The 13,898-nt window shown below is 53.2% G+C and carries 8 protein-coding genes, 2 tRNA genes and 3 rRNA genes; 3 read left to right on the forward strand and 10 right to left on the reverse strand.

Annotated features, from left to right (window positions below; genetic code table 11):
* The first annotated feature begins 35 nt into the window (after positions 1 to 35).
* Both ACI6NM_RS07990 and ACI6NM_RS07995 read left to right on the forward strand, forming a co-directional pair.
* On the forward strand, positions 36 to 818 hold the full coding sequence (locus ACI6NM_RS07990) for an ABC transporter permease (protein ID WP_022273007.1): 783 nt from the start codon (positions 36 to 38) through the stop codon (positions 816 to 818).
* Entirely contained in the window at positions 802 to 1,431 is a 630-nt protein-coding gene (locus ACI6NM_RS07995; RefSeq protein WP_022273008.1) for an ATP-binding cassette domain-containing protein, read from the forward strand. Before ACI6NM_RS07990 ends, ACI6NM_RS07995 begins: the two co-directional genes overlap by 17 nt.
* A 69-nt stretch (positions 1,432 to 1,500) precedes the next feature.
* On the opposite strand, the gene ACI6NM_RS08000 is transcribed toward ACI6NM_RS07995, so the two are convergent.
* The 4 genes from ACI6NM_RS08000 to ACI6NM_RS08015 form a co-directional block, all read right to left on the reverse strand.
* Complete coding sequence (locus tag ACI6NM_RS08000) at positions 1,501 to 2,343, reverse strand: purine-nucleoside phosphorylase (protein ID WP_022273009.1); 843 nt, start codon at positions 2,341 to 2,343, stop codon at positions 1,501 to 1,503.
* A gap of 76 nt (positions 2,344 to 2,419) precedes the next feature.
* The gene (locus tag ACI6NM_RS08005) at positions 2,420 to 2,983 is read right to left on the reverse strand and encodes a manganese efflux pump MntP (RefSeq protein ID WP_022273010.1); all 564 of its coding nucleotides are present in this window, start codon (positions 2,981 to 2,983) and stop codon (positions 2,420 to 2,422) included.
* Positions 2,984 to 3,208: 225 nt separating this feature from the next.
* Positions 3,209 to 3,288: transfer RNA gene (locus ACI6NM_RS08010), tRNA-Leu, on the reverse strand.
* A 154-nt stretch (positions 3,289 to 3,442) separates the two neighbouring features.
* A complete protein-coding gene (locus tag ACI6NM_RS08015; RefSeq protein WP_022273011.1) occupies positions 3,443 to 4,189 on the reverse strand; it encodes a 4Fe-4S binding protein in 747 nt (248 codons plus the stop codon).
* 229 nt (positions 4,190 to 4,418) lie between these two features.
* On the opposite strand from ACI6NM_RS08015, the gene ACI6NM_RS08020 reads away from it, so the two are divergent.
* A complete protein-coding gene (locus ACI6NM_RS08020) occupies positions 4,419 to 5,780 on the forward strand; it encodes an amidohydrolase (protein WP_022273012.1) in 1,362 nt (453 codons plus the stop codon).
* Between the two features lie 44 nt (positions 5,781 to 5,824).
* On the opposite strand, the gene ACI6NM_RS08025 is transcribed toward ACI6NM_RS08020, so the two are convergent.
* The 6 genes from ACI6NM_RS08025 to ACI6NM_RS08050 form a co-directional block, all read right to left on the reverse strand.
* Positions 5,825 to 6,310: a hypothetical protein gene (locus ACI6NM_RS08025; RefSeq protein ID WP_215654124.1), complete on the reverse strand. Its 486-nt coding sequence runs from the start codon at positions 6,308 to 6,310 to the stop codon at positions 5,825 to 5,827.
* 297 nt (positions 6,311 to 6,607) lie between these two features.
* Positions 6,608 to 6,679 (reverse strand) — tRNA-Gly (locus tag ACI6NM_RS08030).
* A 76-nt stretch (positions 6,680 to 6,755) separates the two neighbouring features.
* Positions 6,756 to 9,643: ribosomal RNA gene (locus ACI6NM_RS08035) — 23S ribosomal RNA — on the reverse strand.
* Between the two features lie 362 nt (positions 9,644 to 10,005).
* Positions 10,006 to 10,123: ribosomal RNA gene (gene rrf, locus ACI6NM_RS08040) — 5S ribosomal RNA — on the reverse strand.
* Between the two features lie 89 nt (positions 10,124 to 10,212).
* A 16S ribosomal RNA gene (locus ACI6NM_RS08045) occupies positions 10,213 to 11,744 on the reverse strand.
* Together the 16S, 23S and 5S rRNA genes with 1 tRNA gene alongside form the textbook arrangement of a ribosomal RNA operon.
* A gap of 471 nt (positions 11,745 to 12,215) precedes the next feature.
* A complete protein-coding gene (locus ACI6NM_RS08050) occupies positions 12,216 to 13,877 on the reverse strand; it encodes an amidohydrolase (RefSeq protein WP_022272728.1) in 1,662 nt (553 codons plus the stop codon).
* Between the last annotated feature and the right edge of the window lie 21 nt (positions 13,878 to 13,898).

Raw genomic sequence — 13,898 nt, forward strand, 5'->3', positions numbered from 1 at the left:
CCTCCGGCTCTATATGAAAAGGAGCAGATACTTCCATGCACAGATTCCCAGACTGGTCCCGAAGGACCGCCATTCTGCTGTTCTGGCTGTTTTTGTGGCATCTGGCGTCCCTGGCTGTCCAGAACCAGATCCTTCTGGTGGGGCCCCTGGATGCCTTAAAGGCCCTGGCTGTACAGCTTGCCTCCCCAGCCTCCTGGGGAGCCCTCTGGTTTTCCTTCGGCCGCATCAGCCTGGGATTTTTTATGGCCTTCCTGGCGGGTCTCCTGACCGGCTCCCTGGCCTTCTGGAAGCCCCTGGCAGGCGAGATCCTGGAACCGGCCATCCAGTTCATGAAGTCCGTGCCCGTGGCCTCCTTCGTGATCCTGGCCCTCATATGGACCGGAGCAGAAAACCTTTCGGTCTTTATTTCCTTCCTTGTGGTCTATCCGGTGATCCATATAAACACCCTGGCCGGACTCTCCCATGCGGATCCGGGGCTTCTGGAAATGGCCCGGGTCTTCCGGGTCCCGGTCTGGAGGCAGGGCCTTTCCATCTACCGGATCTCTCTGTATCCATACCTGGAAAGCGCTCTGAAGACCTCTCTGGGCATGGGCTTTAAATCCGGCATCGCAGCCGAGGTCATCGGCGTTCCCGGCGGCTCCATTGGAGAAGGGCTTTATATGGCCAAGATCTATCTGAGCACCGCTGACCTCTTTGCCTGGACCCTCATGATCATCGCCGTCAGCTCTGTCTTTGAAAAGCTGTTTCTTCTTCTGTTAAAGACCATTGCCGGAAACGGCGTTCCCGGAAAGGAGGAAAACCATGCTGCTTCCGTCTGATCCCTCCTTCCGGGTCACCGTCCGGGACCTGACAAAATCCTATGGGGACAGTCTTGTGCTGGACCATGTATCCCTGGATCTGGAAAGCGGCTGTCCCTGCTGCCTTATGGCTCCCTCGGGAGCTGGAAAGACCACGCTTTTCCGGATCCTCATGGGGCTGGAGACCGCTGATTCCGGAACCATAGAGGGCCTGGAGGGCCGCTCCTTTTCTGCGGTTTTCCAGGAGGACCGCCTGCTTGAGGGATACACCGCCCTCCAGAATATCCGCTTCGTCACCGGCCGCGGGTATCCTGCCCATGAACTGACTGCCATCATAAAGCACCTTCTGCCCGAAGATTCCCTTAAAAAGCCAGTGTCGGAATTTTCCGGCGGCATGAAGCGCCGTACCGCCATTCTGCGGGCCATCCTGGCCCCGGCTGATATCGTCCTCATGGACGAGCCCTTCACCGGCCTGGATCCGGACACAAAGCAGCAGGCCGCCCGTATGATAAACAAATATACCGCTGGAAAGCTCCTTCTTTTTTCCACCCACTCACAAGAGGACGCCGCTCTCCTGGGCGCAGAGATCCTCCGGCTGGACGAAAACGGAGGTCTCTGCTCCTCCGGGATCTGATCGGTCCCGGCAGACAGAGGCCTCCGTCTTATATGGACCGCCCATGGCAGTCCTTTCTTGTTTTATTGACTATTTTACGCACAGATACTCATGGTAAATGGCCGCCAGGGACTTTTTCACCAGACGCTCAAACAGAGGAGCCACCCGGTCCGCCGTCTCCTGGACCTCCTTATGGCTCAAAGGCTGGGGCAGGATCCCGCTGGCCATGTTGGTGATACAGGAGATCCCGCACACGCTCATACCCATGTGGTTGGCAGCAATGGCCTCGCAGACCGTGCTCATGCCCACAGCGTCCGCTCCCAGAGTCCTGGCCATACGGATCTCCGCCGGCGTCTCATAAGCCGGGCCTGTGAACTGTACGTAAACGCCCTCCTGGATCGGGATGTTTTCCTCTTTGGCCACCCGCCGGATGATATCCCGGATCTCTTTCCTATACACATCACTCATATCCGGGAATCTTGGGCCTGCCTCCTCGTCATTGGGCCCGATGAGCGGAGACGGGATAAAGCTGCTGATATGATCGCTCATCAGCATAAAATCCCCAGCCTGATAGCCAGTGTTCACGCCGCCCGATGCATTGGTGAGGAATAACAGCTTCGCACCCATGAGCTTCATTAAACGGATCGGCAGCGTCACCTCATCCATGGAATACCCCTCGTAAAAATGTACCCGGCCCTGCATGATCACCATGGGTACGTCCTCCACATAGCCGAAGATAAAACGGCCCTTATGCCCCGGAACCGTAGACACTGGGAAACCCGGAATGTCCTTATAATCCAGGATCTCTGCGATCTCCACCTTCTCTGCAAAGTTTCCCAGGCCGGAGCCCAGGACCAGAGCCGCCTCCGGCTTAAACGTGATCTTTTCCTTCACGCTCTCATAAATCTTCCGTACATCCAGCTTTCTGTCCATAGCCATTCCTCCTCATATAAATATTGATGATATATACTGCATTTTTCCGGAACGCTTAAGTCCTCCCGGCCATACCCTATCCCAGGATCCCCAGGTGCTCCAGAAGGATCTTGCAGCCCATGAGCACCAGGATCAGCCCGCCGGCAAATTCTGCCTTCCCTTTATATCGCAGGCCAAACACATGGCCCACCTTTACCCCGATGGAAGATAGGATAAATGTGATCACTCCGATAAACGTCACTGCCCAAAGGATATTGACATTTAAAAAGGCAAAGGTCACTCCCACCGCCAAAGCGTCGATGCTGGTGGCCACCGCCAGGGGGAGCATGGCCTTAAACCCAAAGGAAGAGTCCAGGGACTCGGCATCCGTATCCCGGGATTCCCGGATCATATTGATCCCGATGATCCCCAACAGGATAAAGGCGATCCAGTGGTCAACCTTCACGATCACATTCTGGAACTGGCTGCCCAGAAGATATCCCAGTGCTGGCATCAGCCCCTGGAAGCCTCCAAAATAAACGCCGCAGGTCAGGGCATGGCCCAGCTTAAGCCTCTGGACCGAAAGGCCCTTACAGACAGAAACCGCAAAGGCGTCCATAGAGAGACCCACGGCAATGATAAAAAGCTCTGTTAAGCTCATGGGAGTTCCTCCTGTCTCTTTTAAGTATTTTTCTCCGGGGAAGGCTTTCCTGTCACAGAACGTGTTTTCGGCCTTCCCCGCCTGCGGCGGCCGCTTCTGCGCCAAAGTTCCTTCCGCCCCATGGCGGTCCCCGCGGAACGTTTTTTATATCATAGGACGCTCTTTCCTATGATATAAAAAAGCACTGTACCTGTCGGTAAACCGGCAAATACAGTGGTCTTTTCATGCGGATGAAGGGACTTGAACCCCCACGGTTGCCCGCCAGCTCCTAAGGCTGGTGCGTCTGCCAGTTCCGCCACATCCGCATCGTGTCAAACACGCGCATCGTATTATACCACTGTCAGAAGGCATTTGTCAATCCCGTTTCGTCTCCAAAGGCAGCCCGGCTGCCGCTGTTCACCAGAAAGCCCGTAAACAGCAGCATCCGCAGTCCTGCTCCTTTGGTCCTCTTCCGTATGCTTACAGATAATACTCGTTCTCCCGCCGTTCTTCCAGCCTGGACGAGAACTCCCTGGCAAATGCGTGGTATACCTCCACATCCATGTTCTTTGCATGGACCGGACAGTTCCGGATACAGCGGAAGCAGGAAATACAGATCTCCGGATTCACCTGGAACTGGTCATTGATGGCCTGGACCGGACAGCCGCGCTTACAGATCCCGCAGCCAACACATGCATCCGAGGTCAAAGGCTTAAACTTCCCTCCGGGAACTGCTTCCTTTTTATAAGGACGGCTTCCAGGGATCGTGCTCTTCATGGCTTCTGACGCAGCCGCACGCTTTGCAAACTCTGCATCCGCCTTCAGGTCCTCCCCATCCGGACGCTCCGTCTGGATCTCCCCATATGTATGGCGTCCCACCAGGGCAGCCACTCCCTTTACAGTAAATCCATGCTCCCTGGCAATATCCTCCATCTCCACCAGTGCATCGTCATAATGACGGTTTCCATAGGTAGCCACGAGAATGCACGGCGTTCCATTTCCCTTTAACCCGGAAAGCCTGGGGACCGCTACCATAGGGATCCTGCCTGCGTATACCGGCATTCCAATGATCACCAGATCCTCCGGGCCAAACTGACAGGATATTCCCGTATCAGAAGGCAGCGTCAGATCCACTGTTTTATAGCCTGGATCCAGCGCCGCCGCCATGGCCTCCACACTTTTTTTCGTATTCCCCGTCGGAGAAAAATAAACTGCTGTAACCCCCATATATGTCGCTCCTTTTCACATAATTCTGTATATTTATCTGATTCTATTGTATCCTCCAAAGTGCTGTCCGTCAACCCGGTTTCCCTCCTATTCTTTTTTCCTATCTTTCCTTTTTGAAGAATAAAATAGACAAATTCTCTGACAGCATGTATACTATTGATATTAGGTCAAAATTTTTTTGACCCTGGCTTCATACGATGAACATATTTAAAAAATGGGAGGTAATACCATGGACAGAACTGAACAACTGAAAAATCTGGTGGAAAACTGCCGGGATCTGATCTTAAAGACAGAACGTGACATCTGGGCCAGCCCCGAGACTGGATACCATGAATGGAAGACCAACGCATACATGGAAAAGCTCTTTGAAGATCTTGGCTACACCCTCACAAAGGCTGGAGATATTCCCGGCTTCTATACAGATGTGGAAACCGGAAAGCCGGGTCCCAAGGTAGCGATCCTGGGAGAACTGGATTCCCTGATCTGCGGAAACCACCCGGACGCTGACCCGGAGACGAAAGCTGTCCATGCCTGCGGCCACAACGCCCAGTGCGCGACCCTGGCAGGAGTCGCCGCGGCCTTAAAGCAGCCCGGAGCCCTGGACGGATTATGCGGCTCCATCCGCCTCATGGCCGTTCCTGCGGAGGAGCTGATCCAGTTGGGTTACAGGGAGGGCCTCAGAAAGCAGGGAACGATCCATTATTACGGCGGCAAGGTGGAATTTATCTACCGCGGCTATTTTGACGGAGTCGACATGGCCATGATGATCCACGCTGGCAACATGCCGGAGGGAAAATACCTGACCATCAACCCCGGCTGCAACGGCTGTGTTGTAAAGAATGTGACCTTTGAGGGCGTGGCATCCCATGCCGGCGGTTCCCCGGAAAAGGGCATCAACGCCCTGTATGCAGCCACCACTGCCATGACCGCAGCCAACGCTCTCCGCGAAACCTTCCTGGACAATGAGCATATCCGTTTCCACCCCATCATCACCGAGGGCGGCGCAGCCGTAAACGCCATCCCCGAGAGGACCAAGGTGGAGACCTATGTGCGCGGCGCATCCTATGAGGCGATCGTGGAATACAATAAAAAGCTGAACCAGGCCATGGCCGGATCCGCCGCAGCCATCGGTGCCACCGTTCTTCTGGAGGACCGCCCGGGTTATTTCCCATTAAATAACGATAAGAACCTGAACGCTCTGGCAAAAGAGGCCATGGAGGCTGTTGGCGGCCCTGGCTGCGTAGAGGAGACCGATCACTGGGATACTGGCAGCACCGATATGGGAGATGTTTCCTCCATCATGCCGGCGGTCCATCCCTACGGCGCAGGAGCCATTGGAACCGGTCACGGCATGGATTATTACATTGACGATCCGGAACGGGCCTGTGTTGCTCCGGCTAAATGCCTGCTGATCATGGCCGACCGCCTTCTTTCCAATGATGCAGCCCTGGCGAAAAAGGTCCTTGCGGAAAACAAACCGCGCTTTGCCTCTAAGGAAGAGTATCTGAAAGCCATCGAAAGTCTCAACATGACTAAAAATGCTGTGGTTAAAAAGGAAGACGGAACCGTTGTTCTGGATTTCTTAAAATAATTCAAAAACCGGGGCCTCCGTTTCTGGAGCGCCCCGGCTTCATTTTATTTTGCCAGTTCTTTCACTGTATCTAAAAATTCCTGGGGCACCTTATAATAGAAGGCGGCCACTGAAACCGGGATATTGGCTCCCTTTACGGCGTTACTGGAATATACCCGTTCGATACAATCCGTATCCTTAAAGGTCGTGATCGTTTCGATCACCTCATACTCCGGCTCTTCACTTTCCTCTGTCTTATTATAATTTACCTCTACTTTTTTCCAGATCCTAAGTCCAAACTCCGGCACCAGATCGCCTGGCACCTCCGTGATCCGTTCCCACTCCGGAGATTCCAAAAGCTTCTGGATCACAGTCGGGTCCTCCGTCGTGTTTACAGGCACAGCCGTACTTTCGGCCGTGAAAATTTCAATTTTATACTGCCCTTCCTCCACCGCAGCGGCTTCTTCCGCATCTTCTGTCTTTTCTCCGCCGCATCCAGAAAGCGCCAGCATAAGCCCCAGAAGAGCTGCTATCCATAATTTCTTCATCAATGAGGTCATCTCCTTATATATTGCATTTTTATGAAGCCAATCATATCACAAAAGCAGCCGTTATACAAGTCCAGGGCATTCTGCCAGCGGGACCCACAAAAACAGCGGAAGTCCCTATAAATCGGGACCTCCGCTGAAATGCACTCTCTTAAAAAGCACGGGACGGGAGGGTCTGCCCCAGCGCAGCCCACAACAGTGGGCGCAGCAAGGGCATTCGGACCTGGGCGTCAGCCCTGTGGGGGCGGAGACTGTCTCGTGCTTTCAGACTCTTTTTTATCTTTTTCAAAAAATAAAAAAAGCACGAGACGGGATTCGAACCCGCGACCCTCGCCTTGGCAAGGCGATACTCCACCACTGAGCCACTCGTGCATTTCTTCCTTTATCCTGTTTTTTGCGTACCTTCAAAACCACATACTGAACTTCCGAAACCTTCTAAACAGCCTTTCTGGATAAGCCCTCGACCGATTAGTGACAGTCAGCTCCGTACATTGCTGCACTTCCACCTCTGCCCTATCTACCTCGTCGTCTTCAAGGGGTCTTACTTCTTTCGAATGGGATATCTCATCTTGAGGGGGGCTTCACGCTTAGATGCCTTCAGCGTTTATCCCGTCCGGACTTGGCTACCCGGCCGTGAGCCTAGCGGCTCAACCGGTGCACCAGCGGTCCGTCCATCCCGGTCCTCTCGTACTAAGGACAGCTCCTCTCAGATATCCTGCGCCCACGCCGGATAGGGACCGAACTGTCTCACGACGTTCTGAACCCAGCTCGCGTACCGCTTTAATGGGCGAACAGCCCAACCCTTGGGACCTACTCCAGCCCCAGGATGCGATGAGCCGACATCGAGGTGCCAAACCACTCCGTCGATGTGAACTCTTGGGAGTGATAAGCCTGTTATCCCCAGGGTAGCTTTTATCCGTTGAGCGATGGCAATCCCACTTTCATACCACCGGATCACTAAGTCCTAGTTTCCTACCTGCTCGACCCGTCGGTCTCGCAGTCAAGCTCCCTTCTGCCTTTGCACTCTGCGAATGGTTTCCAACCATTCTGAGGGAACCTTTGAGCGCCTCCGATACCCTTTCGGAGGCGACCGCCCCAGTCAAACTCCCCGCCTGACATTGTCCCCCAGCCAGGTCATGGCTGCAGGTTAGAAACCCAGTGACGCAAGGGTGGTATCCCAACAGCGGCTCCACAGAAACCGGAGTTCCTGTCTCTTAGCCTCCCACCTATCCTGTGCATGCATCACCGAATCCCAGTATCAAGCTGGAGTAAAGCTCCATGGGGTCTTTCCGTCCTGGCGCAGGTAACCAGCATCTTCACTGGTATTTCAATTTCACCGGGTGCATTGTCGAGACAGCGCTCAAATCATTACGCCTTTCGTGCGGGTCGGAACTTACCCGACAAGGAATTTCGCTACCTTAGGACCGTTATAGTTACGGCCGCCGTTTACTGGGGCTTCAATTCAAAGCTTCGGTTTCCCTGACCTCTCCTCTTAACCTTCCAGCACCGGGCAGGCGTCAGCCCATATACCTCACCTTTCGGTTTCGCATAGACCTGTGTTTTTGCTAAACAGTTGCTTGAGCCTATTCTCTGCGGCCGGATCTCTCCGGCACCCCTTCTCCCGAAGTTACGGGGTCATTTTGCCGAGTTCCTTAACAATGCTTCTCCCGCCGGCCTTAGGATTCTCTCCTCATCCACCTGTGTCGGTTTACGGTACGGGCACATGGTACACAATAGCGGCTTTTCTCGGCAGCCGGAATCGCACACTTCCCTACTTATGTTCGGTCCGCGTCACAGATTCGGATCATGAAACGGATTTGCCAGTCTCACTCCTACCCTGCTTGCCCGGGGCTCTGTCCCCCGGTTGTGCTGTCCTTCTGCGTCCCCACAGTTCTGATACCATGCGGTACAGGAATCTGAACCTGTTGTCCATCGGCTACGCACTTAAGCCTCGCCTTAGGCCCCGACTTACCCAGGGCAGATCAGCTTTACCCTGGAAACCTTGGATATTCGGCCTGGAGGATTCCCACCTCCATCTCGCTACTCATTCCGGCATTCTCTCTTCTTAAAAGTCCACAGCTCCTTATCGGTACTGCTTCGCTCCTTTAAGAATGCTCCTCTACCAATGACTTGCGTCATTCCTGAGCTTCGGTGACGTGTTTCAGCCCCGGACATTTTCGGCGCAGGACCTCTCGACTAGTGAGCTATTACGCACTCTTTGAATGTGTGGCTGCTTCTGAGCCAACATCCTAGTTGTCTTTGAAATCCCACATCCTTTTCCACTTAACACGCACTTTGGGACCTTAGCTGCAGGTCTGGGCTCTTTCCCTTTCGACGACCCAACTTATCTCGTGCCGTCTGACTCCCGGTCATCATCTCTGTGGCATTCGGAGTTTGATATTCTTCGGTAGGCTTTGACGCCCCCTAGGAAATTCAGTGCTCTACCTCCACGAGACTAAACCGAGGCTAGCCCTAAAGCTATTTCGAGGAGAACCAGCTATCTCCGGGTTCGATTGGAATTTCTCCCCTATCCACACCTCATCGCCACCCTTTTCAACGGATGTGCGTTCGGTCCTCCATTTCCTTTTACGGAAACTTCAACCTGGACATGGATAGATCACCCGGTTTCGGGTCTGCACATGCTGACTTGACGCCCTGTTAAGACTTGCTCTCGCTTCGGCTCCGGACTTTCCGTCCTTAACCTTGCCAGCATCCGCAACTCGCCGGACCGTTCTACAAAAAGTACGCGGTTGCACCTTAACGTGCTCCCACAGTTTGTAAACACAGGGTTTCAGGTTCTCTTTCACTCCCCTCCCGGGGTCCTTTTCACCTTTCCTTCACAGTACTATGCGCTATCGGTCACTAAGGAGTATTTAGCCTTGGGGGGTGGTCCCCCCGACTTCCCGCAAGGTTCCACGTGTCTCGCGGTACTCTGGATCCCACTAGCTGGCTATCGTTTTCTCATACAGGACTTTCACCCTCTCTGGTCAGACTTTCCAGACTGTTCTGATAACGAATCGCCTCACATATCGTGGTCCGTAACCCCGGAATGCACGCATTCCGGTTTGGGCTCTTCCGATTTCGCTCGCCGCTACTTTCGGAATCGATGTTTCTTTCTCTTCCTCCGGCTACTTAGATGTTTCAGTTCACCGGGTTCCCGGCGTATGGCTATGAATTCACCATACGTCGCTTAAGGTCTACTTAAGCAGGTTTCCCCATTCAGAGATCTCCGGATCAAAGGATATTTGCTCCTCCCCGAAGCTTATCGCAGCTTATCACGTCTTTCATCGGCTCTTAGTGCCAAGGCATCCACCCTGTGCTCTTTCTAGCTTAACCAGATGTCTCTTCGCCGCGGGAACGGCTCTGAAACGAAGGTGCATAGCGTTGCACCCCTGGCTGTTTGTTTATATTTTTCGGTTTGCATATCTTTCGATATGCCTCGGATGTCTTGTATCTTAAATATATATCTAAGATCTTTTATTCAGTATGCAGTTTTCAAGGTACGCTCTGACTGAAGTTTATCAGTCATCAGACTCCCGGATGGCTCCGGACCTCTGATCACTGGTAAAAACCAGTTTTGACAGCAATTCCCTGCTGGAAGGGGTTAACACATCCGTCTTTGCAGGCTTCACTTTTTCTTCCGCCCACTGGGACATGTCTGTTCTATCTATAACCCTCTCGGGTATTTTACAAAGGGGATCCGGCACCCACCTGCTCTCCCATGCCGTCTCCAGCATAGTACCATCGGCCGCCTACGTCTTAACCGTCGTGTTCGGGATGGGAACGGGTGTTTCCCATAGGCGCATCGGCACCGGAATTATTCGTCTTTCAAGTCCGCCTGCCATCCTGTGCAGGCTCCCTTAAAAGCTCAACAGTATATAAAACCCTTACTTCTTCTTCCTTAGAAAGGAGGTGATCCAGCCGCACCTTCCGATACGGCTACCTTGTTACGACTTCACCCCAGTTATCAGACCTGCCTTCGACAGCTCCCTCTTTGCAGTTGGGTCACTGGCTTCGGGCATTTCCGACTCCCATGGTGTGACGGGCGGTGTGTACAAGACCCGGGAACGTATTCACCGCAGCATGCTGATCTGCGATTACTAGCGATTCCAGCTTCATGTAGTCGAGTTGCAGACTACAATCCGAACTGGGACGTTATTTTTGGGATTTGCTTGCCTTCGCAGGGTCGCTTCCCTTTGTTTACGCCATTGTAGCACGTGTGTAGCCCAAATCATAAGGGGCATGATGATTTGACGTCATCCCCACCTTCCTCCAGGTTATCCCTGGCAGTCTCATCAGAGTGCCCAGCTTTACCTGCTGGCTACTGACAATAAGGGTTGCGCTCGTTGCGGGACTTAACCCAACATCTCACGACACGAGCTGACGACAACCATGCACCACCTGTCTCCCCTGTCCCGAAGGAAAAGCGTCGTTACACGCTCGTCAGGGGGATGTCAAGACTTGGTAAGGTTCTTCGCGTTGCTTCGAATTAAACCACATGCTCCACCGCTTGTGCGGGTCCCCGTCAATTCCTTTGAGTTTCATTCTTGCGAACGTACTCCCCAGGTGGCATACTTACTGCGTTTGCGGCGGCACCGGAAAGCTTTGCTCCCCGACACCTAGTATGCATCGTTTACGGCGTGGACTACCAGGGTATCTAATCCTGTTTGCTCCCCACGCTTTCGAGCCTCAACGTCAGTTACTGTCCAGCAAGCCGCCTTCGCCACTGGTGTTCCTCCTAATATCTACGCATTTCACCGCTACACTAGGAATTCCGCTTGCCTCTCCAGCACTCTAGCCCAACAGTTTCCAAAGCAGTTCCCGGGTTGAGCCCGGGGATTTCACTTCAGACTTGTTGTGCCGTCTACGCTCCCTTTACACCCAGTAAATCCGGATAACGCTTGCCCCCTACGTATTACCGCGGCTGCTGGCACGTAGTTAGCCGGGGCTTCTTAGTCAGGTACCGTCACTTTCTTCCCTGCTGATAGAGCTTTACATACCGAAATACTTCTTCACTCACGCGGCGTTGCTGCATCAGGGTTTCCCCCATTGTGCAATATTCCCCACTGCTGCCTCCCGTAGGAGTTTGGGCCGTGTCTCAGTCCCAATGTGGCCGGTCACCCTCTCAGGTCGGCTACTGATCGTCGCCTTGGTGGGCCGTTACCCCGCCAACAAGCTAATCAGACGCGGGTCCATCTCATACCACCGGAGTTTTTCACTCTGTACCATGCGGTACTGTGTGCTTATGCGGTATTAGCAGTCATTTCTAACTGTTATCCCCCTGTATGAGGCAGGTTACCCACGCGTTACTCACCCGTCCGCCGCTCAGTCATTTCAAATTCCATCCGAAAACTTCCTTTAAAATGCTTCGCTCGACTTGCATGTGTTAGGCACGCCGCCAGCGTTCATCCTGAGCCAGGATCAAACTCTCATGTTCAAGTGTTTGTCCAGTTCAAAAATTCGCTTGGCTAATCTTTAAACCGTTCTACTGTTGTTTAGGTTTTTGTTCTGAATGTTCTCATTCATGGCCGAAACCTTTTGGCCATTTTATAAGAATTTTCAGGGTTTTACATACTGTTCAGTTTTCAAGGTTCTGTGCTGTTCTTGTCTTTCTCAGCGACAGCTTAGATAGTATATCATGCTGTGTTCTGTTTGTCAAGAACTTTTTTGAATTTCTTTTTGATTTCTTTCCGAAACCCTTGGGTTTCTTTCAGAAGTCTGTCCCGGTCGCTTGGGACGGGTATTAGAATACCAGATGTTCTGCCAAATGTCAACATCTTTTTTTCATTTTTTTTGCGTTTTTCACGTTTCTTTTTTCTGTTCCTTTTATATATACAAGATAAGGCAGTACATCCTGTGCAGAACACAAGATATGCCGCCTGGACTTTTTACTGGCTGCTGCCGTCCTCTACTCTTCTGTTTTCCGGTATACGATCTGTCCGTCAACGATCGTCATCACCGGAAGGATGGTCCGGATCTCCTCCGGTCTGCATGTGAAAATGTCTGTATCCAGCACTGCCATATCCGCCAGGTACCCCGGCTTTAATCGTCCCTTGAAATCTTCTGCAAATTCATTATAGGCGGAACCAATGGTATAAGCGTCGACCGCGTCCTCGATATCCACCCTCTCTTCCGGGAAGAAGCCGCCCTCCGGCCATCCCTTCTGATCCCTGCGGGTCACTGCAGAATAAAGATTCGGGAACGGATTGCAGTCCTCCACCGGAGAATCCGTGCCATAGGAGACATGGATCCCCAGCTTCTTTGCTGTCCCAAAGGCGTAGGAGGTGCTGCTCAGCTCCTCTCCGCACCGGTCTGTCACCACATGCATATCATAATCCAGGAAGATCGGCTGGTAACAGATCAGGATATCATCCCCGGCGATCCGCTCCATCATCTCCCTGTCTGTGATCTGGCAGTGGATCAGGGCGTGGCGCAGGGGATTCTTCCCGTCATGGAGCACCTTCTCATAGCTTTCGATCACATCCTCAATGGCCCGGTCTCCGATCACATGGGTCACCACCTGGATCCCCGCCGCATCCGCCAGACGGCAGAACTCGTCCATCTCTTCCTTTGTGATACATTCCACTCCACGGTTTCCCGGGTCGTCCTGGTATTCCTTCCGCATGGCCGCCGTCCGTCCGCCCAGGGAACCGTCCTTAAAAAGCTTTAACGGTCCCAGAGCCAGCCTCTTCGGGTCCTTATAGACCCCATGCTTAAATTCTCCGTTCCCCACGCATTCCCGGAATTCCTCCAGAGACTGGATACACGCCTGATGCCGGTAGCGCAGAGGACACAGTCCCTCGTCATAGATCTCATGAAGCATGCGGAACGTATCATCCCGGGAAATAAAAGCGTTCCCCACATCATTGGACTGGACGCTGGTAATACCATGGGCCACCGCATACTCTGCGGCGTTTAAAAACATGCGCTTATCGTCCTCAAGGGTATATTTGGGGATCAGACCATTGACCAGCTCCATGGCATTTTCAGTGAATATTCCCGTGGGCGTTCCGTTTTCGTCTGTCTCAATGGTGCCTCCGTCCACATGGCGCATCTTCTGATCCAGCCCCAGAAGCTCAATGGCCTTACTGTTGGCCGCCGCCACATGGCCGCAGATCCGCTGGAGCACCACTGGTACCTCTGTGGAGATCCGATCCAGATCATAACGGCCCGGCATCCTCTTTTCCCCAATAAACAGGTCCTGGTTCCAGCCCTTTCCTGCGATCCCCTGCTTCGCCGTTTCTGGATTCTGGCGGACGAACTCCTTTACGCGCTCCACCATCTCATCCACAGAGCTCACTCCCGTGATGGGTGCCGTCGCAAAGTCCATGCCCACGTTCAGAAGGTGCATATGGCTGTCATTGATCCCAGGGATCACCGTGCGGCCCTCCAGGTCAATGATCTCTGCACCGTCCAGTCCATTCCCGGAACCATCCCGTTTTCCCGCTGCCGTAAGGACCTCTTCCTCCGTCCCCACAGCCTGGATCACTCCGTCCTCCGCATAAAGCGCCTGGGCAAACCTTCCTCTCTCCACATAGATCTTTCCATTCCTTAATACCAGTTTTCTCATGGTCTTCCCCTTCCCTTTCTT

Origin of the sequence: Pilosibacter sp. YYHA0881 (assembly GCF_051602715.1) — a bacterium.
Lineage (GTDB): Bacteria > Bacillota > Clostridia > Lachnospirales > Lachnospiraceae > Alitiscatomonas > Alitiscatomonas aceti.

Excerpts from the sequence above, each read along its gene's own strand:
- ACI6NM_RS07990 (WP_022273007.1), top strand. The coding sequence starts at position 36 with ATGCACAGATTCCCAGACTGGTCCCGAAGGACCGCCATTCTGCTGTTC.
- ACI6NM_RS07995 (WP_022273008.1), top strand. The coding sequence starts at position 802 with ATGCTGCTTCCGTCTGATCCCTCCTTCCGGGTCACCGTCCGGGACCTG.
- ACI6NM_RS08000 (WP_022273009.1), bottom strand. The coding sequence starts at position 2,343 with ATGGACAGAAAGCTGGATGTACGGAAGATTTATGAGAGCGTGAAGGAA.
- ACI6NM_RS08005 (WP_022273010.1), bottom strand. The coding sequence starts at position 2,983 with ATGAGCTTAACAGAGCTTTTTATCATTGCCGTGGGTCTCTCTATGGAC.
- ACI6NM_RS08015 (WP_022273011.1), bottom strand. The coding sequence starts at position 4,189 with ATGGGGGTTACAGCAGTTTATTTTTCTCCGACGGGGAATACGAAAAAA.
- ACI6NM_RS08020 (WP_022273012.1), top strand. The coding sequence starts at position 4,419 with ATGGACAGAACTGAACAACTGAAAAATCTGGTGGAAAACTGCCGGGAT.
- ACI6NM_RS08050 (WP_022272728.1), bottom strand. The coding sequence starts at position 13,877 with ATGAGAAAACTGGTATTAAGGAATGGAAAGATCTATGTGGAGAGAGGA.